The organism is Mesorhizobium sp. MC2-1-1, from assembly GCF_057597255.1.
Window position 1 is genome coordinate 3,685,320 of record NZ_CP195205.1, and the last position, 24,868, is coordinate 3,710,187.

Consider the following 24,868-nt stretch of genomic DNA (forward strand, 5'->3'; position numbering starts at 1 on the left):
CGGACGCAGACACACTTTATAAAGCTTAGAGCGAGCGACAACCGCCGCGTGTAACTCCGTGTTGAGGTTACACTACCAAGCTCTTGCCCCGCATCGCGAGCTAGCCGCGGCGCACATTTGGAGCGTACCTCCATCACGGCGACTATCGCTAATGTTGTGCCTTCAGCCATCAGCGAAGCTTAGTATGCTGGTGGCAGGAACTCGATCAGGGCCTTGGTGACGGCAGCTGGCTGCTCCTCCGGGACCCGGTGGCCTGAGCCCTCGACGACTACGGCGCGTACGTTTTCGGCGACGTGGCGGAGATGGTCTTTGTACATCCATCCCAAGCCACCCGAACCGCTTATACCGAGCACCGGCATCGTCAGCTTATGTTTTGCAAAAGCTTTGTTCTGTTCTTCGTCACTGGGGAAAGCCCGGTAGCACTCGAAGCCTGCGCGCAATGCGCCAGGCTGGGCATAAAAACGGCCGTAGACTTCGTCGGCTTCGTTGTCGAACACGCGAGTATTTACCCCCTCTGCATCATGAAACCACTTTAAATACTCTAGCTCGCGACCGGCAATGAGCATCTCCGGCACGTCCAGCACGGAATGGAAACGAAAATGCCAAGTGCGGGGCCTTGGATCAATTCGTTCGACGGCTCCATGCCAGGCAGCGGGACGTCTAGGATGGCCAGTGTGGTGACTTCCTCGGCGTGCTGCGCCGCATAGGAATAAACGACCATGCCACCCATATCCGTGGCCGACAAGATTGACGACCGGACCAAGGTTCAACTGATTGACCAGTGCGCGAATATCCTCGGCAATCGACGCCTTTCGTAGCCGGTCGCAGGCTTGGCAGTGTCCCCAAACCGCGCAAATCGGGCGCAAGTACCGTGTAGCCGCGCGCCACCAGTTGCGGCATTACAAAGCGCCACATGTACGAGGTCGTGCCCCAACCATGCAACAACACAACAGTTTTCGGGCCACCCGCCGCCAGCAAATAGTGAGACACTACACCGTTTACGTCGGCCTTGCCGTCGACGATACGTGCCGACAGGTCAGTCAATTGTCCGGGCGTCATGTCTGAGCTCGGGGCGTTGGCAGAGGTCGATGGCGCGGCGGCAAGGGCCGCAACGAGGAAACCAGAAAGCAAGCTAAGGCGCATTAAAAGCACTCGGGGATTGTGAGGTCCAAAGTGCTTCAAGAGCGGCAAACACTGCTTAATGTCTCTACGAAAGCTACCAGATCTTTGTTCTGATAATCACACGCTGTATACGCAAGTATATAGGCCTCAGACCCGCGGCGAGTTGATCCCCCAATATAAGGACCACATTGGCGAATCTTGTCGCGATCCGTTCGGACGGTGACGTGCTCGTGATCAGCCGTTTCTCGTTTTGGGAAGGAATCCTCACACGGCTGATGGGCTTGTATGTAACGGCCGCCGCACGGGCGGCGCGCTTGACACTAACGTCTGTCAACTTCAGCCCATCTCAGTGACAGTTCCACCTCAGCGTGGCTACCCTGCACCTTGGCATCATATGTCAGATCCTTCCGTAGAATAGGTTTGCGGGTCCGATCGGCGCATCTTCTCCCTTGCAAGCCATCACGATCATCGAGCGTCGCCGCTCTTTCGCCCGCTCCTCCCCCGAAAGCGACCGTGCAGGTCGATCCGGTGATCGTGATGGTGAGCCACTCTAGAAGCCAAGCACCAAGGATGGACATGATGAGTACGGATGGACTTTTCACCCTCGGTGCAACCCGCCGCGACGTCTTGTTGGCCAGTTTTTCAGCGGCGGTCATAGCCGGACTGCCAGTCGCTTCGTCATCTGGCGCCCAGCAAAACCCGCATGTTCCCACCCCTCAATCAGGAAACAAAACGATGAGCACCATCACGACCAAGGACGGTACGGAAATCTACTACAAGGACTGGGGTAGGGGTCCGCCTATAACCTTCTCACACGGCTGGCCGCTGAATTCCGACGCCTGGGACGCGCAGATGCTCTTTCTAGCCCATAACGGATTTCGCGTGGTTGCGCATGACCGGCGCGGCCATGGCCGCTCCAGCCAGGCCACGTCCGGCAACGACATGGATGGCTACGCGGACGATCTTGCAGCCGTGATCGAGGCGCTGGATCTCCGGGACGCCACGCTGGTCGGGCATTCAACCGGGGGAGGCGAGGTCGCTCGCTATATCGGACGGCACGGGACGGAACGCGTGGCCAAGGCTGTTCTTATCGCCGCTGTTCCGCCGATCATGGTGAAGACGCCGGCCAATCCGGAAGGTCTGCCGGTCGAAGTGTTCGACGGCATAAGGGTTGGCCTCCTCAAGGATCGCTCGCAGCACTATCTGGACCTCGCACGGTCGTTTTATGGTGCAAACAGGCCAGGCGCCAAGGTCTCCCAAGGGGTTCTGGATCAGTTCTGGCTCTGGAGCATGCAGGTCGGTCTCGTGAATGCATATGAATGCGTCAAAGCGTTCTCCGAAACCGACTTCACCGAAGACCTCAAGAAATTCGATATCCCGACGTTGATCTTGCATGGCGAGGACGACCAGATCGTCCCGGTCAAGGATTCTTCAGTCAAGTCGGCGCGGCTGATCAAGGGTGCAAAGGCCATATATTACCCTGGGGCGCCCCACGGCATCACAGCCACGCACCAGGACCAGGTCAACGCCGATCTGCTCGCCTTCATCAAAGGTTAGTGCTCAAGCAGCGGTCTAGGCTGGCCGCACCATACCGGTGCGGCCAGCCTAGTTTTGAAAACTCAGCATCGATGGCTGCTGGAGATGCTTTCTGGTCACAGCCGTCCGAGTTCACGCTGAGAACTGCGGTGTTGGCAGCTGCGGCGGCTCTCGTGAAAATCATCAGAGGCAATTCAAATGGGTATACTTTCAGGAAAAACTGCGTTGATAACCGGCGGAAACAGTGGGATTGGGCTATCGGCGGCGAAAGCTTTCGCATCGGAGGGGGCGCAGGTCGTAATCACCGGCCGGAGGCAGCGTGCCGTCGAGGAGGCAGTCTCCGAGATCGGAGCGGGCGCACTGGGCTTTCAGGGTGATGTAGCCGACGTGGCTCACCACGAAGATGTCGCGCGACAGATCCACCAAAGGTTTGGGGCGTTCGATATCTATATGGCGAACGCAGGCGTGAACACCATCACGCATTCGTCGGCAGTTTCCGAAGACGAGTACGATGCGCAGTTCTCTATCAATGCGCGCGGCGCCTTTTTTGGCGTGCAGAAACTGATCCCGTTGATGCGCGATGGCGGCGCAGTCATACTGACGGGATCAATCGCCAGCGAGAGGGTCTTGGAAGGCCATGCCGTTTATGCAGGCTCCAAGGCAGCCATCGGCGCCTTCGCGCGCAGTTGGGCGATAGAACTGAAATCCCGTCGCATACGCGTCAACGTGCTCAGCCCCGGCCCCGTCGATACGGCTATTCTCGACAAATTGGGTGTACCGACCGAGATGCTTGCTTCCTTCCAGAAGTCCATGGCGGAAGCAATTCCCCTTGGTCGAATGGGCCAGCCGGAAGAACTGGCAAAAGCCGCTCTGTTCTTGGCATCGGACGCAAGCAGTTTTGTCACCGGTGTCAATCTGCGGGTCGACGGCGGAATGGCATTGCTTTGAGCCGGGGTAACCAAGTCGCTGCAGCCGTTTGATTGTGGAGCGTCGAGCGCCATCCCACCCGGCCAGATCCAAGGGTGAAAGGTGGTTCTATAGCTCCCCGGTCTCAGAACCTGTGTCAGGGGGTCGAGGCGAATTTCAAGGTCCTTTGGAAAGCGTGAAGAGGACCGGGGCGACGCCCCGGTCCTTCCAGGTTCTACAATTTTCGGGTGCTAATGACCCCAGATGCCCTGCCCCGGGTCCTTGCTGGGAGCAATCGGTTTGCGCACGGTCTCCTGCACGCCGGCGTCGATGCCCGTCTTCCTGATCGAGGAGGTGTGCATGCTCTCAGAAGAAGTTGCGGGTTGCTGGACCGAGTCTGATCCGTAGTGATCGCTTCCGGCGACGGCGTTTCCTGCTGCAACAAGAAGGATTGCGGCAGCAAGAGATGTCTTCTTCATTTTGGTAACTCCATGATTAATTTTGGATTGTATTCACAATAGCAATATAAATGCTGCGCCATTGCGGATCGATCAGACGATGTGGCTGTTTGATCCATACAAAAGCATTGGGCTGTGAAGGCCGAAGATCAGGAGCAATGTCGTTTGCGGTGGAGTCTCGCCGTTACGCCGGGGCGGCAGTGGTGTTTGGAGGCAGCTCAGTGAACTTCTATTGGTCACGAACTCCAGCGTTGCCGTCGATCCGCGCCCCGCATACCCAGGTCACCTGATCGTAGCGATGAGCCATCCTGGACCTTGGCATCGTATGACTGACCATTCCGCACAATAGGTCGGCGCCCCGGATCGGCGCATCCTTCTCCACATTGGTCAAATGCAAGGCCGACAAAGGAGAACGCGAATGCGAAATATCACTGGAATCCTGGCGCTGGCCGCCGCGCTTGCCGTCGCGGGTGGCGCGACGGCGCACGCGGCCGGAGCGAAGCCCAAGCCGACGATCGTGCTTGTGCACGGGGCCTTCGCCGAATCGTCGAGTTGGGACGCGGTCATAACCAAACTCGGCAGGGACGGCTATGTAGCGAAGGCGGCAGCCAATCCCCTCCGCAGCGTCGCCAGCGATGCCGCGGCGGTCTCGGCCATCATCCGGTCGGTCCCCGGACCGATCGTGCTGGTGGGGCATTCCTACGGCGGACCCGTGATCACCGAAGCCGCCAATGGCAATCCCAATGTGAAGGCCTTGGTATACGTGGCCGGATTCGCGCCGGATACCGGCGAATCGAGCGCCACGTTGTCCAGCATGTTTCCCGGCAGCACTTTGGCAAGCGCGCTTGCTCCAGTCGCGTCGCCAAACGGCGGCCAAGATCTCTTCATCCAGCCGGATAAATTCCGAGCCCAGTTCGCGGCCGACGTTCCCGAAGAGCAGTCGTCGCTGATGGCGGCCACCCAACGCCCCATCGCGCAGGCAGCTCTGGCCGAGGCATCGGGGGTGGCTTCATGGAAAACGCTGCCGTCCTACATGATCTACGGCACCGATGACCGAAATATCCCGGCAGCCGTCATGAGCTTCATGGCCAAGCGCGCGCACGCCGTAAAGACGGTCGTCATCGAGGGGGCTTCCCACGCGCTCATGGTCTCTCACCCCGACGAGGTCACCTCACTTATCGAGGACGCCGCATCGGCCAGCGAATAGCTGGCCGGAAAGTCGTCATCCGACCAACACCCGCAAATCAACACCCCCAACAGGAGATTGGAAATGAAGATCGTCGTCATCGGCGGAACCGGGCTGATCGGTTCAAAGACTGTGGAAAGACTGCGTAAGAAGGGACACGACGTACTTGCGGCGTCACCGAATTCGGGAGTGAACACCGTCACCGGAGAAGGGCTGGCCGTCGCGCTTGCCGGGGCGCAGGTCGTCGTCGACCTCGCGAACTCGCCCTCGTTCGAGGAAAAGATTGCCCTGGAGTTCTTCTCAGCCTCTGGACGCAATCTTCTTGCAGCCGAAGCCGCCGCCGGCGTCCGCCATCACGTCGCGCTGTCCGTCGTCGGCACCGACCGGCTGCAAGACATGGGGTATTTCCGCGGCAAATTGCTTCAGGAAAAGCTGATCAAGGAGTCCGCAATCCCCTACACGATCGTGCACGCCACACAGTTCTTCGAATTCACCGCCGCCATCGCAAACACCGGCGCTGTGGGGGATACCGTCCATATGTCACCGGCGTACTTCCAACCTATGGCGGCCGACGACGTTGCCGATGCAATGGCGGAGGTCGCGCTTGCAGCGCCAGTGAACGGCACGATCGAAATTGCCGGCCCGGAGCGCGTTCGTATGAGCGAACTGATCGGACACTTCCTGAAGGCCACCAACGATCCGCGCAAAGTCATCTCGGATCCTGGCGCTCTCTACTACGGTCAAGTGGCAATCGACGATCAAACGCTTGTCCCCGGCGAGAACGCGCGCATCGGCGCCATCCACTTCGACGACTGGCTCAGCCGGTACACGCCACCGGCGTAAGCAACTGAACGCCAGTCTCGCGACAGTCAGATCAGCATTCTCTAGCCCTCATTCCACCAAGGATATCAGACATGATCAGGAAACTCCTCTGTGCAGCGCTCGCCGCCGCATCTGTCACCGCAGCAATGGCCAAAGACGCGGAAAGCGTGAAGCTTGTCTACGACCACGCGCTTCCAAATGTGCCCGGCAAGAGCTTGAAAGCCGTGCTCGTCGAGTACGGGCCGGGCGGGACATCGCCGGCGCATACCCATCCAAGTTCCGCGTTCATCTATGCCACGGTGCTGGAGGGGGCAATCCGAAGCCAGGTCAACGGTGGACCCGTGAAGACGTACCGTGCAGGCGAAAGCTTCTCGGAATTTCCGGGCGACCATCACGCCGTCAGTGAAAACGCCAGCAAGACGGAACGCGCTCGCCTGCTTGCGGTCTTCGTCGTCGATACCAACGAGACCAACCTGACGACTTACGCGAAATGAACTGGCGACGCCCTTGCCAAGGCAAGGGCGTCAAACCGGGCACACAATCGGCGAAGGAAAGGCACTCAAATGGATGCGATCGCCAGGCGCACGCTTGCAGGGGTTTCGGTCCCCGATACGCCGCTTGTTGGCCGGGCGATCGAACATGCCCGCCAGCTCTGTGAGCCCTATTTGTTCAACCACGTGGTCCGATCATGGCTCTTCGCCGTCCGGATCGCACAGGTCCAGAACATTGAGCACGACGGCGAAGTCGTAGCCGTCGGAACCCTGTTGCACGACGTCACGCTTAACGAGACCTTCGCTGGGCCGCGCCGTTTCGAGGTGGAAGGCGCCGATCTGGCTCGCGCCTTCGTCCGGCAAGGGGGCTTCGACGAGCGTCGTGCTCAGTTGATATGGGACAGCGTCGCACTCAACTCAACGCCGTCGATCGGCCTCTACAAGGAGGCCGAGGTGGCGCTGTGCACAGCCGGTATCTGCCTTGATGTCGTGGGCCTGCAATACAGTCTCATCTCTGCCGCCGAGATAGCCAGGATCGTCGGCGAATTTCCGCGTCTTCAGATGAAACGGCGGATGACGCGTTGCTTTTGTCACATCGCCAAGGTGAACCCGGAAACGACCTACGATAACTTTGCCCGGGATTTCGGCGAGCGCTTTGTGGCCGGCTACAGGGCGCCGTCTTCCGTCGACTTTGTGATGAACACTCCCTTCGAAGAGTAAGCGAAACCTCGAACCTGATCTCTCCGGCTGCGGCCGCGAGACGCCTCAAGAGGCCATCATGCGAATTGACAGTCTACAACCAGAAACATCGGCGCGCCTTGCGGCGGTTGACCTCGACACGTCGCTGCGGGCAGCTGCGCTATTGCTGTCCAAGCCTGCCATAGGCCTGGTTGTCGTATGCGATGGCAGTGGCGAGGCGGCAGGCGTGCTGAGCAAGTCCGACCTTGTCCGGCATCTGGCGAATTCGGGACCAGCGGAAGCGCCGGTATCCACACTGATGAGCCGGTCTTTCGTATCCTGTAGGCCCGATGACGACCTGCATTCGGTCTGGCAGACCATGACAACACAGCGGCTCCAGAACCTACCGGTGCTCGGCACGGGCGCTAAGCCGATAGGCGTCCTTGATATCCGCGACGCGATGAAGGCGCTCTTCCAACAGGAAGAGTTCCAGGAGCGGCTGCTTGCCAACTATATCGGGGGCATTGGCTACCAATAGAGGAAAATCTCGCGACGGTGTGATGAGCACGAAAGAGCGGGAGATCAGTCTCGCGAGATGTTTGTTCCGCACTGGCCACCGTCCGCAGATCGCAGGACATATACTGCAGTATGATTCGGATTCTTACTCGATCTAATCGCCAACTCGCGTTCTCTATTGTACCATCTTCAAGCAACTGAATTCTGCGTGAGCAAACATGAGGGTTATAATGTCTCGTCCGGAAGTGAAAGTGGATGTCTTCGACAGCCCGCCCGAGATTCCCCGAGATGGCCTGCCCATTCAGATGGCGACTGCAGGCATTGTTCATGACCTTGGCAATCTCATCCAGGTCGCCTCGTCGGCGTTGAATCACCTAGCCCGTGACCCGAGCGTCTCAGCGGCTCCAACGCTTGGGCTTGTAATTTCAGGCGCCAGAATGGCCCTGGAACGAGCTGGCGGGCTCGTCCGCCAGACTATCAGTTCCGCCCGAGAGAGCCGCAGGGAAGACGAACATGCAAATGTCGGCGCCTGTCTGGCTGAAATTGAGACCATAATTCGAAGCGCGTGGGATCCTAAGATTCGTCTCGAGGTTCGAGTTAGGCCGGACTTGCCGTCAGTGAGGTGCAATCGCCTGGGTTTGCAGAACGCGATTCTGAACCTGGTATTCAACGCGCGCGATGCATCCCCAAACGGGGGCCTGATCTCGATAGATACCGCAGTGGTCTTTGATGGCTCATCCGCCGCTCAGGTGGATATCACCACGGCCGACGACGGTGTGGGAATGACCGCCGAGACGATTGCCTTCGCATTCGATCCCTTCTTCACCACAAAAGCGGAGGGCCTCGGCGGCGTCGGCCTACCGATGGTGAAGCGCTTTGCCGAAGAGTCAGGCGGAAGCATCGATATTCAAAGCGCGCCCGGGGCAGGCACAACTGTCACGCTACGTTTGCCCGCGATGCGATAGCGGTCGGGCAAGATACGTCCAGCCTCGCGCAACGCACATCGAGAGATAGAGATGGATGCAAAGGTCACAGAAAACATTCAGCAGCATCGGTTCGAGCTCCCGATCACCAGCCAAGCCTTTGCCGTTGCCTACTACACGCTCCAAGACGGCAAGGTAGCGCTTATACATACCGAAGTGCCTTCGGAATTTTCCGGACAGGGGATCGCGTCGCGGCTGGCGCAAGGCACCTTCGAATTGCTCCGCAAAACCGGCCGCAAAGCGATCTTGAAATGTCCCTTCATGGGCCGATTTTTCGCCAAGCACCCGGAGTATGCCGATGTTGTCGGCGGATAGTCGCGGAATCGGGGTATCGGCGGGATCCCATTCGGATGTGAACCCAAGTGCACGACGAGTATACTTTGCAAAGATGGGTAGCGCATAGGGCCCGGTTCTGACGATGCGCTAGCCGTTCTGCGTCGAGGGATGACGTGCGCTCCTACATTGAGTTCATCGTCCCAAGGCTGGCTACCGGACGAAGCGACACTGCCTGAGCCATATGCAATCACAGCACTCGACGAAGCCAGCGCCTGTCTTTCGTCTTCCATACTGGGAGGCCGGTATGGGAACGCCTGGGCGCCCCCCAACGGCTCTCCGGCCTCAGAGCGCACGCGCTGTCTTCGACGATGACGATGCGAAGAATTACACTCGTCCCTGACGCTGTTTTTCCGCAGCAAGCAACGACGAGTTCCTGCTCGAGACCATCTTCCAGGTTCTGCTTGACGGTTTGCTCGACGACGACACGATGCGCAAGCCCGATTCGATAGCGTAACGCCGCCGACGACCGGCGGATGTGGCCGCCGCCGAAACCGTCACCGCCTTATGTCTTCCTGTGGCAGAGGCATCATTCCGTGTTCCCCTGGTACGCCGGGGAAGCGGCCTTCGCGCCAGTCCGCCTTTGCCTGCTCAATCCGTTCGGCTGAGGAGGAGACGAAGTTCCAATGGATATAGCGTGGTTCGGAAAGAGGCTCGCCGCCGATCAGCATCAGCCGCGCGGCATGGAAGGCAGGCGCCTGGAGCACGATCTCAGCGTCGGGCGCCAGCATGATCAATTCGCCTTCACCGAACGTCCCAAGTTGGCCCATGACTTCGATCTCGCCGGCGACAACATAGATCGCACGCTCGAGATATCCGGGTTTCACCTGATATCGCGCACCGCTCGTGAGCACGATTTCGGCGCAGACCAGGTCGGAGTATGTCCTTGCCGGAGAGACCAACCCGTCGGAAACCCCGGCGATTAAAGTGAACTCGACCCCTTCGGCACAGATCCGTGGGATTTCGGGAGCGCCATAATGTGAAAAGTGGGCGGCCACTTCTTCGTGCCGGGAGGGGAGCGCCACCCACGCCTGAACGCCGAAGAGATTGCTTCCCGGCGCTCGGGCTTCTGGCGATGTACGCTCGGAATGGACGATGCCGGACCCGGCCGTCATCCAGTTGACCTCGCCGGGGCGGATGGTCTGCACTTCACCGAGATTGTCGCGATGGATGATCTCCCCGTCGAACAGGTAGGTCACGGCCGCGACCCCTATATGCGGATGCGGCCCCATGTCGAAACCGCGACCTGCGTCGAATACCGCAGGGCCGAAATGGTCGAACAAGATGTAGGGACCGATCATCAGGCGGTTCGAGGAGGGCAATACGCGCCGTACCTTCAAATCGTCGGCAAAATCACGCGTACTCGGCTGTCTGAGTGGATCGATGCCGACGATGTCGCTTTGGCGGATGGTCATGAATCTCTGTCCTTTCGAATGCCCGGTCGACCACGTGCTCGAAACTGCTCCAACGGGGCGGTGTGGAAGACAGCCTGAATGGCATTCAGGAGCGCGAATTTTGAGCTCTCGTGCTGCTGGCCGGGGATGCCGGTTTCCCCGTAGGTCGACGTCCCCATCGACAGGATTCGGGCAAGATCTTCGGCCATCTCGGGCCTGTCGAGTAGGAGCGGCGCGAAGCTCTGCTGGTCTATCTCGTAGACCACGACGTGGGTCATTGCCCGCAATGTCGACGTCTCGCCAATACCGGCGAGCAGGCCGGTCTCGCCGAAGAAGTCGCCAGGTGCAAGCCGGCCAACCTCCCGCGTCTCAGCAGCGCCATGGCCATGTTGCCGGACGATGACGCCCTTCCGGACAATCATGAGAGACGGCAGCATCTCTCCTTGTTCTGCAATGACGTCGCCCTTGCGGTAGCTGCGAATCGAGATCGTCGCGGCAAGCGTCTCCTGCTCGGTGTCCGTTAGCGCCGAGAAGATCGGTGTTGCCTTGATCAAGTCGATCGCGGCGAAGTCTTCGGAGGCTGCCGTCCCGTCGCTTGGTGAGGATGTCATAACCACCGAAGCCGAAAGTGGCGCCGCCAGCAGCACGCCGACCGACCTTGAATGGCGATAGACGAGATCGAAAATTTCGTTCCGAGCTGTAGTCCGCTGATCAAGGCTGGCGACGCGAAATGACAGCTCGATCTCGATTGCCGCCGCATCCAGGCTTGTGATGGCTACCACGGGCGAAGGGTCCTGAAGGATCGAGTTGCAGCTCAGCAGGACCATGCGCATCGTGTCTACGATGATGGCCGGCGTCTTCGTCAGCGACATCTTGACCGTCAGGGCAAGTCCATGGCTCTCGTCTGGGCCGCTAAGATTTGTCACCCCGATTTTGGCGACTAGGCTGTTCGGAAGCGCGATGACGTTGTGGGCCGGGGTGAGGAGTTGGGTCGAGCGCCAGTTCGTCTCGACGACGCGGCCCTCAGTTCCGTCCTTCAGAATGATCCAGTTTCCAAGCACATAGGGGCGGCCGAGGTTGAGCGCGATTCCCGAAAATACGTCGCCAAGCGTATTCTGGAGCGCCAAACCCAGCATGACGGCAAAGACGCCTGACGTAGCGATGAGCGTTCCGACCGGCACGGCAAAGACGAACGCCAGGATTGAAAGGAGCATTCCCGTGTAAACGATGCCGACGACGACATCCTGCAGGAGACGTGCCTCGCGCGGCTTTCGCTCGAACACGAGATAGATACGGACAAACCCGATTAGCGCCCAAGCCAGATGTACCCACCACAGCAGCTTGACCGATCCGATGAGGATCGCTCCGCTGGTCGTCTTACCGCCCCCTGCAGGCTCGTACGGAACGACTTGCAGTTCAATAACCATGATCGACATTGCAAGGAAAAAGACCAGTTGGAGGATAAGCCTCGCATTGGCGAAGCGTCCCGGGACCAGCTTCCAAACGACCATTCCGGCGAGGCCGAGCGATACGATGTAGATCAGAGGTGAGTTCCACCAGTAAATCACCGGTCCCAGATCGACCATGATCGCAATCCCTGTTTTGCAGCTGTCGGGGCAGAGTGATTCCTGGCGCTCCACATGAAGTCGTCTCGTCGCCTCGCACAACTGCTCCGTCAAAGCGTGTTGCTATCGGCGCCTGTTGAGGCGGGCTGGCGAGACATGATCATCGCCTCTTCCGATCAACGTTTTGGTCTCCGGCCACCGCGATCGCGCCTTTGCGGCCGGCCACCTTGTTGTTCTCAAGCACCGCTTCGGTGATCGAGTTAGGCAGCCGTCTTGGCGTCTCGATCAAGCCTAGCACCGGCATTGCGATCAGGAAGAAGGCGAAGTAGTAAAGCGTCGCCAACTGAGACATGACGACGTAGTTCCCTTCGGGCGGCCGCGAACCAAGCCAGCCGAGAAACAGGCCGTTGGCGACGAAGAGCCAAAAGAACACTCTGTACGCGGGCCTGTAAACGGCTGAGCGAACCTTGGACCTGTCGAGCCACGGCACGACGAAAAGCACCGCGATCGAGCCGAACATGGCGAGCACGCCACCAAGTTTGGAATCGATCGGTCCGACATTGAAGGTGATGGCGCGCAGTATCGCATAGAAGGGCAGGAAATACCATTCCGGCACGATGTGCGCAGGCGTCTTAAGCGGATTTGCGACGGTGTTGTTGTCAGGATGGCCGAGATAGTTCGGCAGGTAGAACACGAAATAGGCAAAGAAGAACAGGAACACGATGATGCCGAACGCGTCCTTGACGGTAGCATAGGGTGTGAAGTCCACGACATCGGTTTTTGATTTCACATCAATGCCGGCTGGATTGTTCTGCCCGACGACGTGAAGCGCCCAGACATGCAATGTCACCACGCCTGCAAGCACAAACGGCAGCAGGTAATGCAGCGCAAAGAAGCGGTTCAGCGTGGGATTGCCGACCGCGAACCCGCCGAGAAGGAGCTGCTGGAGCCAGCCGCCGACCCATGGGATGGCCGTGAAAAAGTTGGTAATGACGGTGGCGCCCCAGAATGACATCTGGCCCCAAGGCAGCACATAGCCCATGAAGGCGATCGCCATCATGAGCAAGAGGTTGGTGCAACCGAGCACCCACAGTAGCTCACGCGGCGCCTTGTACGAGCCGTAGTAGAGCCCGCGGCAGATATGGATGTAGGCGGCAATGAAGAAGAAGGAGGCGCCGTTCGCGTGGAGAGAGCGCAGCAGCCATCCCCAATTCACGTCGCGCATGATCTTCTCGACTGAACTGAAGGCCAGCCCGGTATCCGGAGCGTAATGCATGGCCAGCACGATCCCGGTCAGGATCTGCGAAACCAGCATAACCGTGAGAATGCCGCCGAACGTATAGGCGTAATTCAAATTGCGCGGGACGGGATAGACGATGAAGCTATCGTGCACCAGCCTCGGCAACGGCAGGCGGGCGTCGAACCAGCGTTCGATTCTGGTCTTGGGCGTATAGCTCGAATGTTTGTCGCTCATCGAAATGCCCCCCTCTCAGCCGATACGGATCCTGGTGTCGGAAATGAACTGGAACACGGGTACCGCCATGTTCTCGGGCGCTGGGCCTTTGCGGATGCGGCCGGCAGTATCGTATTGCGAGCCGTGGCACGGGCAGAGCCAGCCGCCGAACTCGCCTTGCTGACCAACCGGGATGCAGCCGCTATGCGTGCAGACCTGGACCATCACGATCCAGGCTTCCTTGCCCGGCGCAGTGCGGTTGGCGTCGATTGCAGGCGCATCGACCGGCAGATTGGCATTGCGGGCGATCGGATCCTTGAGCTCGGCCAAGCTTACAGCTTTGCCGTCCTCAATTTCCCCCTGGGTGCGGTTGCGCACGACGACGGGCTTGCCGCGCCATTGCACGACAAGCGACATTCCCGGCCTCAACGAGGAGACGTCGACTTCGACTGTGGCCACTGCCTCGGTGGGCAACGCCGTAGTGCCGGTCTCTGCTTGGGAAAGCTCGGCCATGACGACCACTCCTCTGATTGGAAAGCTGCTTCAGTGCGTCGGCACGCAGTCGCGGAAAACCCGGCCGCAGCCTTTCGCTTTTCGTTTGCTCATTTCGGGCGAAATATGCCGGCCATGGCGGGATGTGGGCCATCGTGCCAAGGGCCCGTACGTCCAATACTTTCGTTTATGATTCCTGAGCGAAGGACTGTCGCGGACGCCAGGCTTGATGGCTCTGAATCCTTGCTCTTGCCGTTCCCCACTTGAGCGGGATTCCGGCATTGCACGCAGTGATCGCGGAACGATTGCTTGGCTTGATCATACCTCGGCATAGGCAGGGCTACCTGTCGGTGTCGTAGCCTTCCTCCCCGGCAAGTGAGAGTTTCTGGAACCTGATGGACGCCGCTGGCAAGTGCGCATCTAGGCGGGCTTCCGCCGCCGGACAATTGCGGAACTTCGTCGGGATTCAAAAAGGGGAAACCTGTGAAACTTTACTATAGCCCTCTCGCCTGCAGCTTGGCCGACCACATAGCACTGGAGGAGGCGGGTGCCGCCTTCGAGCGTGAAACGGTCAATCTCAAAACCAAACGAACAGGCTCCGGGGATGATTTCACCACGGTCACGCGCAAGGGGTATGTTCCCGTCCTCGTGCTGGATAGCGGGGAAACGCTGACAGAAAATGTCGCCGTCCTCGATTGGATAGCGGCGCAATACCCGGCACTCGGCGTGGAAGGGCCCATGGGTCGTACGCGCGTTCTCGAAGCGCTGACCTACGTATCGACCGAAATACACCGAAGCTTCAAACCCCTGTGGCACCAAGGCAGCGATGCTGAAAAGGCAAAGGCGCGCACCACGATTACGTCGCAACTTGATCTCTTCGCGAACGGTCTCAAGACGGACTATCTGTTCGGCGAGAAACCCAGCGTAGCCGACTTCTACCTTTTCGTGATGCTGCTTTGGGCGGCCCGCTTCCAAGTCCCTGTTCCAGCTCCTTTGGAAGCGTTGCGCGCCCGTATAGCGGCGCGTCCGGCCGTTCGTATCGCGATGAAGCGTGAGGGCCTTGTCTAAGTGCGAGACCGGCCGCGTGTCGCGTCACCCTTCAGCCACGACTTACGAAGGAGTTTGTCCATGCTTCTGTTGCTGCAGAACCTCCACCTGATCGCTGCCAAGCGCGGCGACGGGTTACGCCCCGAATTTCTAACGATGGAAGGCGAGGCGGCACTCAGCTTGCCCTTCCCGCGTGTCCAGGCGCGACTTTCTACGCTGCCCGGCAATCGCGTCATGCCAAGGCACGCAGGATGGGAACGCCAAGCCGATGAATGAAGGCGATGCCGGTGCTGTGCCAAAACAGGTGGCATCCGATGGCGCCGTGGAAGAGGTTGCGAGAATGGAAAATGCAAGATCGCCGGGAGAAATTGATCGCTATCGCAGGGCCTTTGTCGGCGTTGCTGCAATGGGTCTGGCTGCTACTCAATTCACGACAGTACGCTCAGCTAAGGCGCAAGGCGTTTCAGCGCTGATCGGTGCAACGACAGAACGCTCGACGGCTGCCTCGTTCGCGCTCCGGCAAATCGACGCGGGCCTGCTGAACGTCGGCTATGGGGAAGCTGGTCCGCCCAACGGTCCCGTCGTTATTCCCCTTCACGGCTGGCCCTACGACATCCATAGCTTTGTCGATGTCGCTCCCTTGTTGGCGATGGCGGGCTATCGGGTGCTCGTTCCGTACTCGCGCGGTCATGGCACGACACACTTTCTTTCCAGTCAGACGGTCCGTAACGGCCAGCAGTCGCTGCTGGCTGTCGATGTCATTGAATTGATGGATGCGCTGAAGATCGGCGAAGCAATCGTCGCCGGCTACGACTGGGGCGCGCGCACAGCCTGCATCATCGCGGCGCTCTGGCCGGAACGTTGCAAAGCTCTCGTTTCGGTCAGCGGTTATCTGATCGGCAGTCTCGCCGCAAACAGAATGCCGCTGCCGCCGAAGGCCGAGCTCCAATGGTGGTATCAGTACTACTTTGCGACGGAACGCGGCCGTGCCGGCTACGAACAATACCGGCGTGATTTCGCAAATCTTATCTGGCGGATCGCCTCGCCGGAGTGGGACTTTGATGACGCCACATTCGATCGCAGTGCATCGTGCCTCGACAACCCGGATCACGTCAGCATCGTCGTCCACAATTACCGCTGGAGGCTCGGCCTGGCTCAAGGCGAGCAGCAATATGACGGTCTGGAAAAGCGGCTGGCCGAAAGCCCGGTGATCACGGTGCCCACCATCACCCTCGAGGGGGATGCCAATGGCGCGCCCCACCCGGACAGCAGTTGCTACGCCAAGAAGTTTTCAGGCAGATACGCGCATCGGATCATCACCGGCGGAATTGGCCAGAACCTGCCGCAGGAAGCCCCACGGGCTTTCGCCCAGGCAATCATCGACGTCGGCGAACACTGATCGGGCAAAATCGTGACCAACTGAGGCGAAGATGATGCTGGGGTCATCTCGCGTCGGTGGTTGAAACTCCGCCCTTCCGCCGCCTGTGCCGGTCGAGCAGTGGCGTTACGAACAAGATAATGGGACCTATTGTGGATTCGACCTTGCCATCCGCTGTTTCGCAACCAGTCGTCGCGCAACTGACGCAGGCCGCGATATTTCTCGTCGTGACGATAAATTCCGGGCCAGAACACGAAGCGACCGTGCGCGCCTCGTGTGCCGATCTTTCCACCCTCGTGCGCGCAGTCGGGTCCCGCGACCTGGACGGCCGGCTGTCGTGTGTCATGGCGTTTAGTTCCGATGCCTGGGACCGTTTGTTTGGAGTCTCCAGACCGAAGGACCTGCATCCATTTCGCGAGATACAAGGCCGGCATCACGCCGTCTCGACGCCGGGCGACATCCTCTTTCACATTCGTGCGTCGCGCATGGATCTTTGTTTCGAACTGGCGACGCAGATCATGTCGCGGCTCGATGGCGCAGTCTCCACAGCAGATGAGGTGCACGGCTTCAACTATTTCGATGACCGCGACCTGATCGGCTTCGTCGACGGCACGGAAAACCCGGTGGCTGAGCGCGCTGTCAAGGCCGCGATCATCGGCGAGGAGGACCCCTCATTTGCCGGAGGCAGCTATGTGATCGTGCAAAAGTACCTGCATGATCTGAAAGCATGGAACGGGCTCCCAATCGAGGAGCAAGAGGGAATTGTCGGCAGGAAAAAACTCACTGATGTCGAGCTGGACGATGCCGTAAAGCCGACCTCCGCCCACAATGCGCTGACCAAAATCATCGAGGACGGAGAGCAGTTGGAGATCGTCCGCGACAACATGTCATTCGGCGACGTGGGCAAGGGCGAGTTCGGCACCTATTTCATCGGCTACGCCCGTTCGCCGCGCAGAATCGAGCAGATGCTCGAGAACATGTTCGTTGGCCGCCCACCAGGCAACTACGATCGGTTGCTGGACTTCAGCCGTGCAGTCACCGGCAATTTGTTCTTCGTACCGTCGGCGACATTCCTGGAAAACGTTGCGACGGGGGAAGCCATCTCGACCGCTGGTCTGGGCCCGTCGGGTTGACCTGTTCGGAGTCGCCGTCAAATAGGTTCCCACCAAATATGAAAACATACGCCCTACTCGCGCGATCTCAACCCGATCGAGAGCGCCATGTCCTCAACATGGGCTAAACGTATCGTTCGGTAGAGTTCCGCGCCGGCGGCCTTGATGGCCTGACGTTTGCCGTCGATGGGGCCGTCAACGACGCATGGCGCAGTGAATTCATCGTGGCGTAGCGCGCCCAGGAAGGTCAGGATTGGCCAATGGCCGTGCGGGCGAAGCTGCGTAGGCGTTGGCCCCTTGGCCCCTGCCGAGAAGCGGCGCCATGTTGGTCTCGATCCACGTTTCGTGAATGACACTAAACGCGCCCGATCGAAGCGTCCCTGCCATGATCGGCGAGACCTGACCTATTCTCTTCAATTTCGCCGTTCGCGTTAGGATCAGCTCAGGCCAGCACACAGACGTCCTGCTAAGTCCGCTTCTGACGATCCGCGCCTCAAACCCGACAGTCCGGTTCGGCCCAAGTGCCGACGTTTGAAAGACAAGTGGCGATCCCGGTATCAGCCAGCGGAGTCTTTCGCACCCTGTAGATTCCCACGCGAGATCAATGACTTATTATAAAATCGCACATTGCAGCAAAGGCGCGCAATGTGCGAGCAATGGTGAAAACGCCAGCAAAAACAGCCAACCGAGCGCCGCACAATGTGCGCGCTTTTATCTTGCCGTCTTAATCGGTCGTATTTTCCGCGACTTTCTTTCCATCGTCGTTCCTCTTCCAAACTACGATAATACACTATTCTATGCTCTAAACCACGATCCCGTACTGTTGCATCGAGCTCCGATGCGCCGTGCAGTCTTCCGCGCTCTGCGACGGGGTAGCAGCGCTGCTTATTTGCAGCACGGGAACCGTCGTGGCGCACTTTTCCATCGGAGTGACGGCGCAGCGTCACAGGCAATCCGGCGCGGTCCGGCCGTCTCGCGATCGGCGCGGCCGCAGGCAATGTATGGCCCGCCCCGTCTGCAAGTGGAATGTGTTGAGAGGCACACTCGATCTGCACCAATGTATCCGGCCTCGGCGCTTTTGACGCCCTGCCAAGATGGAGATTCGCGCGCCCGGCTCCTAACAAGATACCCGGCCTCGAAAGGGCCGCTGCCTGCCGACAGGTTTGCCGAACGCCGATCAACCGTTAGGCCATCTCTATGCACATCCTCCCGCAGACTTCATGCGGCCAAGCAGTAGCCGGGACGCTTCCGCTCGACAAAACTCGCTAGCTTATAGGCACCGCCACGGCTTCGTAGGGGCGCTGGTGAGACATCACGGCCCAGGCGATCCGGGCCAGCTTGTTGGCGAGCGCAACCACCACCACATTGCGCTTGGCGCGCTGTAATAGCGCTTGCAGCCAGGCGCCGAGCTGGGTGTCCATTCGCGCCAGATATGGCAGTGCCGCTCGCGCACCATGGATCAACAGAACGCGCATATAGGTGCTCCCGCGCTTGCTGATCCCCGTCAGCCGCGGCTTGCCGCCGGTGGTGATCTGACGCGGAACAAGCCCCAGCCAAGCAGCGAAGTCACGCCCCTTCGCAAACGCCGACACGTCGCCGACCGCTGCCGCCAGCGCTGTTGCATTGAGAGCGCCAATGCCCGGAACACTGCGCAACAGACGGGCCCGTTCATCGCTCTTGGCGAGCGCTTCGAACTCCTGGTCGAGTTGCTTGATCCGGCGATCGAGTGAGAGAAGCTCATCGATCATGTCATCAACCAGTCCCCGCATCCTGGCGGTCAGGAGCGTGTTGTCCGGGAGGTTCTCGCGCAGCCACAGGTTCAGCTTTGGGCGCCCCTTGGCGATGACGATGCCGCGGTCGAAGAGCACACCCGCAGTTGATTGATCAGTGCCGTCCGTGTGCCAACCAGCCGTTCGCGCGCACGGTGCAAAGTCTGCACATCGAGCTGCCATTCCGACTTGATCGGGACGAAGCGCATTCATTTTCCTTCCTCCTTCTGACACGGACTGACAGTTTGTCCGCAACGGGAGGGGCGGGCCATCCCATCAGATAACGTGCGTTCCGTCGTTCCTGGTCTGCATCAGTCCTCATCCGCCGGAGCGGATTCCTTGTGTCAGATGGCCCCCGTCAGCGTGCCGGCGCCACGCGTTTCAACTCTCGGTCTTCTGCTCATCGATGCGCTCCGAGCAGCTTGCGGGCCTGTCATGGGCACGCCGGCCGGCATCCGCCTGGCTTGCCGCCGGATCGCCGACATAGAACGTTCCGTCGGTCCGGATCGCGTGCATGATCACCGCCAGCTTGCGCGCAACGGCGACACAGGCCTTGCGGTGGCAGGAGCGTTTGGCGATCGCCTGGCCCCAGCTCTTCACCTTGTCCCTGCCCTTGAAACGGGTCATCAGCCCCGACGCTGCCTCGTGGAGCGAGCGCCGCACATCCGCGTCGCCGGCCTTCGATATGCGATGCCAGCGCCGCGAGGTCAGGCCGAAGTAGGCCGCAACGTCACGTGAGCGGCGGAAACGCGACCGATCGTCGATCGCCGTGCTGAAGCTGAGCGCCGTGATGGGACCGACGCCGGGGATCATCATGAAGCGGCGGCACAGCTCGTCGCGCATCACAAGCCGCACCACCAGCCTGTGCAGGACGAGGTACTCCGTCCACAGCGCGGCGCGTGCCCGCAGCATCGCCTGCATCAGGCCGAGCGTCATCGCATCGCCGGCGACGGCCTCGAGCACGGCCTTTGCAAAACCGCCGCGGCCGATCTTCCCGAGCCGGATACCGAACGCCTTCAGCGAGTGGCGGATGGCGTTCTCGAGGTCGAGGAACTTGGCCTTCAGGTCGCGCCGGTGGGGGTCGGTTTGATTTGGCGCAAGGACGATGGGGGCGACGGTGAGCAGCATGAGGGCTTAGGGACACTGTGCGATTCAGCCAGCGTCCTAGAAGGGAGATTGTCATGAAAAGCATATCGAGAAGAGCAGCGCTCGGCCTTGTTGCCGCAATGCTGATGGCCGGCGGTGCCGGCGCGACCCAGGCTGCTTCCAACGTCAAGGTCTCGCTGTGGGACAAGGGGGCGAGCGTGGAAATGCCGATGGGGCTGGCTTATGCGACGCCGGGTCTCGATATCACCAAGGCGACCATGGGGATCAAGGCGTCCCCGAGTTCGGTGAAGGCGGGCCCGGTCACATTCAAGGTGACGAATGACTCCAAGGATACCATTCACGAGATGATCGTGATGCTTATGGCCGATCCAACCAAGCCGCTTCCTTACCTCGCTAACGAGAACCGGGTCGACGAAGACAAGGCTGGCGACAAGGGCGAGGTTTCGGAACTCGATCCCGGCAAATCCGGCACATTGACCGTCGATTTGAAGGCTGGAAGATACCTGCTTATCTGCAACGTTCCAGGTCACTACGCGGCTGGCATGTGGGCCGAATTCACTGTCAATCCTTAGCAACCGGCCGTGCCACCCTTCCTTGCGCAATAAGGCCCGCCGAGTTCAGGCGTCGCTTATACCAAGCAGGCAAGCGGAAAGTCCGCGGAATGTTCGAATACAGCATTGAAGCCAGACGGACCGATGCACGAGGCAGCGTGGCCACGACCAAGAACGCCGCGCTTGTTCTCGACACCAGCCTCGAGGGCCGGACCGATGCCTTCAATCCAGCCGAACTGCTTCTGGCGGCGATCGCCGCCTGCATGATCAAGGGCATCGAGCGCGTCACCCCGATGCTCGGCTTCAAGCTGCGCGGGGTCAAGGTCGCATTGCATGCCGTTCGGCGTGACAGCCCGCAGGGGATTGCCTCGATCGACTACGAGCTTGTCGTCGACACCGATGAAACCGACCAGCGGCTGGACCTGCTGCACAAGAACGTCCGCAAGTACGGCACGATTTCCAATACAGTCGCCGCCGCCACGAAACTCGAAGGCAAGATCAGGAGAAAAGCATGAGCCGCCTGCATGTCGAAAACCACCAGGTGTCGCGCATCGGCTGGTTGCGCGCAGCCGTCCTGGGGGCCAATGACGGCATCGTCTCGACCGCGAGCCTGATCGTGGGCGTGGCGTCGGCCGCCGCGCCGGCTTCTCAGGTTCTGGTCGCCGGCATCGCCGGCCTGGTGGCGGGCGCCATGTCGATGGCGGCCGGCGAATATGTCTCGGTCAGCTCCCAGTCGGACACCGAAAATGCCGACCTGGCCCGCGAACGCGAGGAACTCAGGACCCAGCCCGAATTCGAGCGCGAGGAACTGGTGCAGATCTACGTCAAACGCGGGCTGGAGACGGGCCTGGCGCGCCAGGTCGCCGATCAGCTCATGGCCAAGGATGCGCTGGCCGCGCATGCCCATGACGAACTCGGCATTTCGGAAATGACCACGGCGCGGCCGATCCAGGCGGCGCTGACCTCGGCGGCGACCTTCAGCGTGGGTGCCGCGATGCCGCTCATCATGGTGCTGGTGGCGCCGGCCTCCATGCTGGTGCTGGCGGTCTCGGTGGCATCCCTGCTTTTCCTCGCCTTTCTGGGCGCCATCGGCGCCAAGGCGGGCGGCGCCAATATCCCGCGCGCAACGCTGCGCGTCACCTTCTGGGGCGCCTTCGCCATGGCGCTCACCGCCGGCATCGGCGCGCTGGTCGGCACGGCCGTCTGAGGGGCAAGCCGGCGGGGCCGGGAGACTTGATCTAGGGCAAGGAATGTAAATCTAAGAGGTGCGCGAACGGTATCGCGGAGTGGCTAGCCACTGCGGATTGGACCGCAACGGCATCTCCGTTTCTTCGACCGTCTGGCTCGGTTCGGCGTTCGGTTCCGGCTCAGACGCCTTCCGATGGCTGTATTACACCTATCGGCTCAGACGCGTCCCATGAGAACCAGGACGACGATGATGATCAGAATTACGCCAAGAACGCCTACGCCGCCGTGGCCGAACCCGTAGCCATATCCACCAAAACGGCCGCTGAAGCCGCCAAGCAGGAAAATGATAAGCAAGATGATAAGTATGACTCCAAGCGACATTGGTACTTCTCCTTTTGATACCCTTGGTCCGGTTGCTGACAAATTCGAATAACTAGCCTTTCGCGGTTCGATAGGCGCACTAGAAGGCTACCTGCCTTCTATGGAGACTCCGTCCTTGCCGATACTCATCGTGACCCCGGTTTTCTGCTCTCTGTAGAGCTGATAGCCTACTACAGCCACAGCCGCCGCAAGTACGCCGATTATTAGATAAAGAATGTTACGATTCATGATGCGGCCTGCGTTCAACAACGCCTATTTTTGCTTGATGACGTCTTTGATACCGCCGACGGCGTTCTGGACCTTGCCTTCGAATTTGTCGGCCTTACCCTCGGACTCCAGCTTGGCGTCACCGACTGCCTTGCCAACGGCCTCCTTTATTTTCCCTTTTACGACCTTCGCAGACCCAATTACCCTATCTTTGTCCATCTTCCATTCCTCCAACTTTCTCTTCTGCTTGATAAGTTATGAGCAATGCGCGAGTTGTCCTTGATTTCAATCAAAGCGAACCATGCGGGAGCGGCACGCCTGTGCCAGGCACGAGACTGGGGAAGGATCCGGGCAGCCGACTTGGTCAATACCTGTGCGTCTCACACAAGGTACATACCAACCCGGCATCCGGGCGTCCGCGACTTAGCCATTTGGCGCCGCCTCGGGCTGGCGATCCCCTTAAACAACCGCTGCCTGCCTGAAGGTCCGCTCGGTTGATCGAGAATTGTCTCGGAGACTCTGCAAAAACACCATAGTCGGAGCCAGCGATATGTCTTCGGACGTCACGGACAATTCACGCACCCGTTACGCGCAAACCGGCTGGTCCTTCCGCAAATCTCGCTAATTTGGTACCGAAAGCAGGCTAGTAAGCAGCTTTTCCAGCGCGACATAGTCGATGGGCTTCACAAGCAACGGCCGCTCTCGGTCGCTTTCCCGCAGACCGTGCACGCTGTAGCCCGTCGCGAACGCAAACGGTACCCCGCGCGCGGCCAGGAAGTCCGCCACGGGGTAGCTTCTGACGCCTTTCAGGTTCAGGTCGAGCAGCACGGCATCAAACTGCTGGGCCTCGATGAGGGCAATGGCCTGCTCATTTGTTGCAGCCGCGATGACGGTGTCGCAGCCAAGATCGGCAAGCATGTCCTCTATTCCCATAAGGACGAGCATTTCATCCTCGACGACCAAAATCCGCTTACCCGTGAGGAGCTTACTCATCTTGATCATCGCGGGGTGCAGCCATATCGATTGTGCAGATCACGCCGTCCTTCGGATAGTCCAGGTTAACCGTGGCTTCCAGTTCATGGGCAAGCCCGTCTTCGATCACCCGTGAGCCGAAGCCCTTTTTTGAGGCCGGCGTCACTGATGGACCGTCCTTCTCACGCCAAACCAAAATCAACCGAGCGCCAGATGGCTTCGGCTCTTTTGTCCACGACACTATGATCGATCCCTTGTCGTTGGAGAGAGCACCATGGGCGATCGCGTTCAGCACGAGCTCGTGAAGCGCGATGCCGAGCGCCAGTGCGCGCCTGGGCGGAAGGCGGATATCGTCACCCGTAACCTCATATCGCCCTGATCGGTCGCCGCCACCGATGATCGGCTGCAATGCTTTTTCAACAATGTCGCGCAGCCCGGCCCTCCCCCAATCTCCATGGGCCAACAGGGCATGGGACCGGGACAGAGCAGCAATTCGCAATGCGATGAAGTCGCGCGTGGCAATTGGATCGACGTTTTTTCGGAAAGCTTGAGAGACGATCGATTGAACTGCGGAGAGCATATTCCTCACTCGGTCGTTCAACTCATCAATCAGGGTCCCCGACCTCGCCTGCTCTTCCTTGTGCCGTGTGAGATCCACAAACGAGGCGAAATGTTGAACCGTGTCGCCGCTCTTGTCCCGCACCGGGCTGATGAAGATATCGGCCCAGAACGTGCTGCCATCCTTTCGGCGGCAACAAACCTCCGCCCCCTTGCACAAACCTTCCTCAAACTCGGCCCTCATCGCCGCCAGCGCTGCGGCGTCGGTCGGGCTTGCCAGAACGAAGTTGACTCCTTGCCCTAAGATCTCGTCGCGTTGGTATCTCATGAGGGAAACGAAGCTGTCATTGGCAAAGATGATTGCGTTGTTTGCCTGCTTGGCATCAGTGAAAATCATCGGCATTCTGGTGGTTTCGGCCGCAACGACGAAAGGCCCAAGGTCTTCCTTGAAGCCCTCGACGGCGGCTTCGGCGTCATCCTGTTGCCCAGGAGATGAAGGTGTTTTTGACATCTTGGTTGGCTCCTGGGAGGCCGCTTCAAGTTGGGGCAGTTTCAACCCCGCGTCATTGCGGCGAATTGACGGTGCATCGAACGTTGCAGGACGCACTAACCCCTTTGCTTCCCCGGTTGGATTTCCTTCTGAGGCCGTAGATCGGGCAACTT

General features: G+C 59.6%; 27 protein-coding genes and 3 pseudogenes. 16 read left to right on the forward strand and 14 right to left on the reverse strand.

Features of this window, described 5'->3' with window-relative positions; all coding sequences use genetic code 11:
- Positions 1–179 precede the first annotated feature (179 nt).
- Both ACR64R_RS18210 and ACR64R_RS18215 read right to left on the reverse strand, forming a co-directional pair.
- Positions 180–566 carry an alpha/beta fold hydrolase gene (locus tag ACR64R_RS18210; protein WP_487357714.1) on the reverse strand — a complete coding sequence of 129 codons (387 nt, stop codon included), beginning with the start codon at positions 564–566 and terminating at the stop codon, positions 180–182.
- A gap of 94 nt (positions 567–660) precedes the next feature.
- Complete coding sequence (locus ACR64R_RS18215; RefSeq protein ID WP_487357715.1) at positions 661–1,143, reverse strand: alpha/beta hydrolase; 483 nt, start codon at positions 1,141–1,143, stop codon at positions 661–663.
- 558 nt (positions 1,144–1,701) lie between these two features.
- On the opposite strand from ACR64R_RS18215, the gene ACR64R_RS18220 reads away from it, so the two are divergent.
- The gene (locus tag ACR64R_RS18220) at positions 1,702–2,679 is read left to right on the forward strand and encodes an alpha/beta fold hydrolase (protein ID WP_487362480.1); all 978 of its coding nucleotides are present in this window, start codon (positions 1,702–1,704) and stop codon (positions 2,677–2,679) included.
- A gap of 177 nt (positions 2,680–2,856) precedes the next feature.
- Positions 2,857–3,606: a glucose 1-dehydrogenase gene (locus tag ACR64R_RS18225; RefSeq protein ID WP_487357716.1), complete on the forward strand. Its 750-nt coding sequence runs from the start codon at positions 2,857–2,859 to the stop codon at positions 3,604–3,606.
- Between the two features lie 209 nt (positions 3,607–3,815).
- Here ACR64R_RS18225 and ACR64R_RS18230 read toward each other — a convergent pair whose 3' ends face one another.
- Positions 3,816–4,043 (reverse strand): DUF680 domain-containing protein, encoded by a 228-nt coding sequence (locus ACR64R_RS18230; protein ID WP_487357717.1) that lies wholly within the window; start codon positions 4,041–4,043, stop codon positions 3,816–3,818.
- 415 nt (positions 4,044–4,458) lie between these two features.
- On the opposite strand from ACR64R_RS18230, the gene ACR64R_RS18235 reads away from it, so the two are divergent.
- From ACR64R_RS18235 to ACR64R_RS18265, 7 genes are all read left to right on the forward strand, one after another.
- On the forward strand, positions 4,459–5,229 hold the full coding sequence (locus ACR64R_RS18235; RefSeq protein WP_337108847.1) for an alpha/beta fold hydrolase: 771 nt from the start codon (positions 4,459–4,461) through the stop codon (positions 5,227–5,229).
- A 63-nt stretch (positions 5,230–5,292) separates the two neighbouring features.
- On the forward strand, positions 5,293–6,051 hold the full coding sequence (locus ACR64R_RS18240; RefSeq protein WP_487357718.1) for an SDR family oxidoreductase: 759 nt from the start codon (positions 5,293–5,295) through the stop codon (positions 6,049–6,051).
- A gap of 71 nt (positions 6,052–6,122) precedes the next feature.
- Positions 6,123–6,524, forward strand: coding sequence for a cupin domain-containing protein (locus ACR64R_RS18245; RefSeq protein WP_487357719.1), 402 nt, complete (start codon positions 6,123–6,125; stop codon positions 6,522–6,524).
- Positions 6,525–6,593: 69 nt separating this feature from the next.
- Positions 6,594–7,241 carry an HD domain-containing protein gene (locus ACR64R_RS18250; RefSeq protein WP_487357720.1) on the forward strand — a complete coding sequence of 216 codons (648 nt, stop codon included), beginning with the start codon at positions 6,594–6,596 and terminating at the stop codon, positions 7,239–7,241.
- 58 nt (positions 7,242–7,299) lie between these two features.
- Entirely contained in the window at positions 7,300–7,737 is a 438-nt protein-coding gene (locus ACR64R_RS18255; RefSeq protein WP_487357721.1) for a CBS domain-containing protein, read from the forward strand.
- A gap of 208 nt (positions 7,738–7,945) precedes the next feature.
- Positions 7,946–8,680, forward strand: coding sequence for a sensor histidine kinase (locus ACR64R_RS18260; RefSeq protein WP_487357722.1), 735 nt, complete (start codon positions 7,946–7,948; stop codon positions 8,678–8,680).
- 51 nt (positions 8,681–8,731) lie between these two features.
- A complete protein-coding gene (locus tag ACR64R_RS18265; protein ID WP_487357723.1) occupies positions 8,732–9,013 on the forward strand; it encodes a GNAT family N-acetyltransferase in 282 nt (93 codons plus the stop codon).
- 515 nt (positions 9,014–9,528) lie between these two features.
- Here ACR64R_RS18265 and ACR64R_RS18270 read toward each other — a convergent pair.
- The 4 genes from ACR64R_RS18270 to petA form a co-directional block, all read right to left on the reverse strand.
- The gene (locus ACR64R_RS18270; RefSeq protein WP_487357724.1) at positions 9,529–10,446 is read right to left on the reverse strand and encodes a pirin family protein; all 918 of its coding nucleotides are present in this window, start codon (positions 10,444–10,446) and stop codon (positions 9,529–9,531) included.
- Entirely contained in the window at positions 10,443–12,011 is a 1,569-nt protein-coding gene (locus ACR64R_RS18275; RefSeq protein WP_487357725.1) for a mechanosensitive ion channel family protein, read from the reverse strand. Before ACR64R_RS18275 ends, ACR64R_RS18270 begins: the two co-directional genes overlap by 4 nt.
- Positions 12,012–12,150: 139 nt before the next feature.
- Positions 12,151–13,464, reverse strand: coding sequence for a cytochrome b (locus ACR64R_RS18280; RefSeq protein ID WP_487357726.1), 1,314 nt, complete (start codon positions 13,462–13,464; stop codon positions 12,151–12,153).
- Between the two features lie 15 nt (positions 13,465–13,479).
- The gene (petA, locus tag ACR64R_RS18285) at positions 13,480–13,956 is read right to left on the reverse strand and encodes a ubiquinol-cytochrome c reductase iron-sulfur subunit (protein ID WP_487357727.1); all 477 of its coding nucleotides are present in this window, start codon (positions 13,954–13,956) and stop codon (positions 13,480–13,482) included.
- Between the two features lie 462 nt (positions 13,957–14,418).
- On the opposite strand from petA, the gene ACR64R_RS18290 reads away from it, so the two are divergent.
- The 4 genes from ACR64R_RS18290 (at position 14,419) to ACR64R_RS18305 (ending at position 17,493) form a co-directional block, all read left to right on the forward strand.
- A complete protein-coding gene (locus ACR64R_RS18290; protein WP_487357728.1) occupies positions 14,419–15,003 on the forward strand; it encodes a glutathione binding-like protein in 585 nt (194 codons plus the stop codon).
- Between the two features lie 60 nt (positions 15,004–15,063).
- On the forward strand, positions 15,064–15,258 hold the full coding sequence (locus tag ACR64R_RS18295; RefSeq protein WP_487357729.1) for a hypothetical protein: 195 nt from the start codon (positions 15,064–15,066) through the stop codon (positions 15,256–15,258).
- Between the two features lie 64 nt (positions 15,259–15,322).
- A complete protein-coding gene (locus tag ACR64R_RS18300; RefSeq protein WP_487362481.1) occupies positions 15,323–16,381 on the forward strand; it encodes an alpha/beta fold hydrolase in 1,059 nt (352 codons plus the stop codon).
- 131 nt (positions 16,382–16,512) lie between these two features.
- Positions 16,513–17,493, forward strand: a complete 981-nt coding sequence (locus tag ACR64R_RS18305; protein ID WP_487357730.1) for a Dyp-type peroxidase — start codon at positions 16,513–16,515, stop codon at positions 17,491–17,493.
- 155 nt (positions 17,494–17,648) lie between these two features.
- Here ACR64R_RS18305 and ACR64R_RS18310 read toward each other — a convergent pair.
- The 3 pseudogenes from ACR64R_RS18310 to ACR64R_RS18320 form a co-directional block, all read right to left on the reverse strand.
- Positions 17,649–17,864 (reverse strand): annotated as a pseudogene (locus ACR64R_RS18310) (IS630 family transposase); the annotation flags it as partial.
- Positions 17,865–18,737: 873 nt separating this feature from the next.
- Positions 18,738–19,450, reverse strand: a pseudogene (locus tag ACR64R_RS18315) (IS110 family RNA-guided transposase); the annotation flags it as partial.
- 191 nt (positions 19,451–19,641) lie between these two features.
- Positions 19,642–20,315: pseudogene (locus tag ACR64R_RS18320) on the reverse strand (transposase); the annotation flags it as partial.
- Positions 20,316–20,422: 107 nt separating this feature from the next.
- Here ACR64R_RS18320 and ACR64R_RS18325 point away from each other — a divergent pair.
- From ACR64R_RS18325 to ACR64R_RS18335, 3 genes are all read left to right on the forward strand, one after another.
- A complete protein-coding gene (locus ACR64R_RS18325) occupies positions 20,423–20,920 on the forward strand; it encodes a sulfocyanin-like copper-binding protein (protein WP_487357731.1) in 498 nt (165 codons plus the stop codon).
- An 89-nt stretch (positions 20,921–21,009) separates the two neighbouring features.
- On the forward strand, positions 21,010–21,414 hold the full coding sequence (locus ACR64R_RS18330) for an OsmC family protein (protein ID WP_487357732.1): 405 nt from the start codon (positions 21,010–21,012) through the stop codon (positions 21,412–21,414).
- Positions 21,411–22,106 (forward strand): VIT1/CCC1 transporter family protein, encoded by a 696-nt coding sequence (locus ACR64R_RS18335; RefSeq protein WP_487357733.1) that lies wholly within the window; start codon positions 21,411–21,413, stop codon positions 22,104–22,106. Before ACR64R_RS18330 ends, ACR64R_RS18335 begins: the two co-directional genes overlap by 4 nt.
- A 197-nt stretch (positions 22,107–22,303) precedes the next feature.
- On the opposite strand, the gene ACR64R_RS18340 is transcribed toward ACR64R_RS18335, so the two are convergent.
- The 4 genes from ACR64R_RS18340 to ACR64R_RS18355 all read right to left on the reverse strand — a co-directional run bounded on the left by ACR64R_RS18340 (position 22,304) and on the right by ACR64R_RS18355 (position 24,716).
- Complete coding sequence (locus tag ACR64R_RS18340; protein WP_487357734.1) at positions 22,304–22,468, reverse strand: DUF3309 family protein; 165 nt, start codon at positions 22,466–22,468, stop codon at positions 22,304–22,306.
- Between the two features lie 252 nt (positions 22,469–22,720).
- Positions 22,721–22,894, reverse strand: a complete 174-nt coding sequence (locus ACR64R_RS18345; RefSeq protein WP_487357735.1) for a CsbD family protein — start codon at positions 22,892–22,894, stop codon at positions 22,721–22,723.
- Between the two features lie 402 nt (positions 22,895–23,296).
- Positions 23,297–23,668 carry a response regulator gene (locus ACR64R_RS18350; protein WP_487357736.1) on the reverse strand — a complete coding sequence of 124 codons (372 nt, stop codon included), beginning with the start codon at positions 23,666–23,668 and terminating at the stop codon, positions 23,297–23,299.
- On the reverse strand, positions 23,661–24,716 hold the full coding sequence (locus tag ACR64R_RS18355) for an HWE histidine kinase domain-containing protein (protein ID WP_487357737.1): 1,056 nt from the start codon (positions 24,714–24,716) through the stop codon (positions 23,661–23,663). The genes ACR64R_RS18350 and ACR64R_RS18355 overlap by 8 nt, the downstream gene beginning before the upstream one ends.
- Positions 24,717–24,868 lie beyond the last annotated feature (152 nt).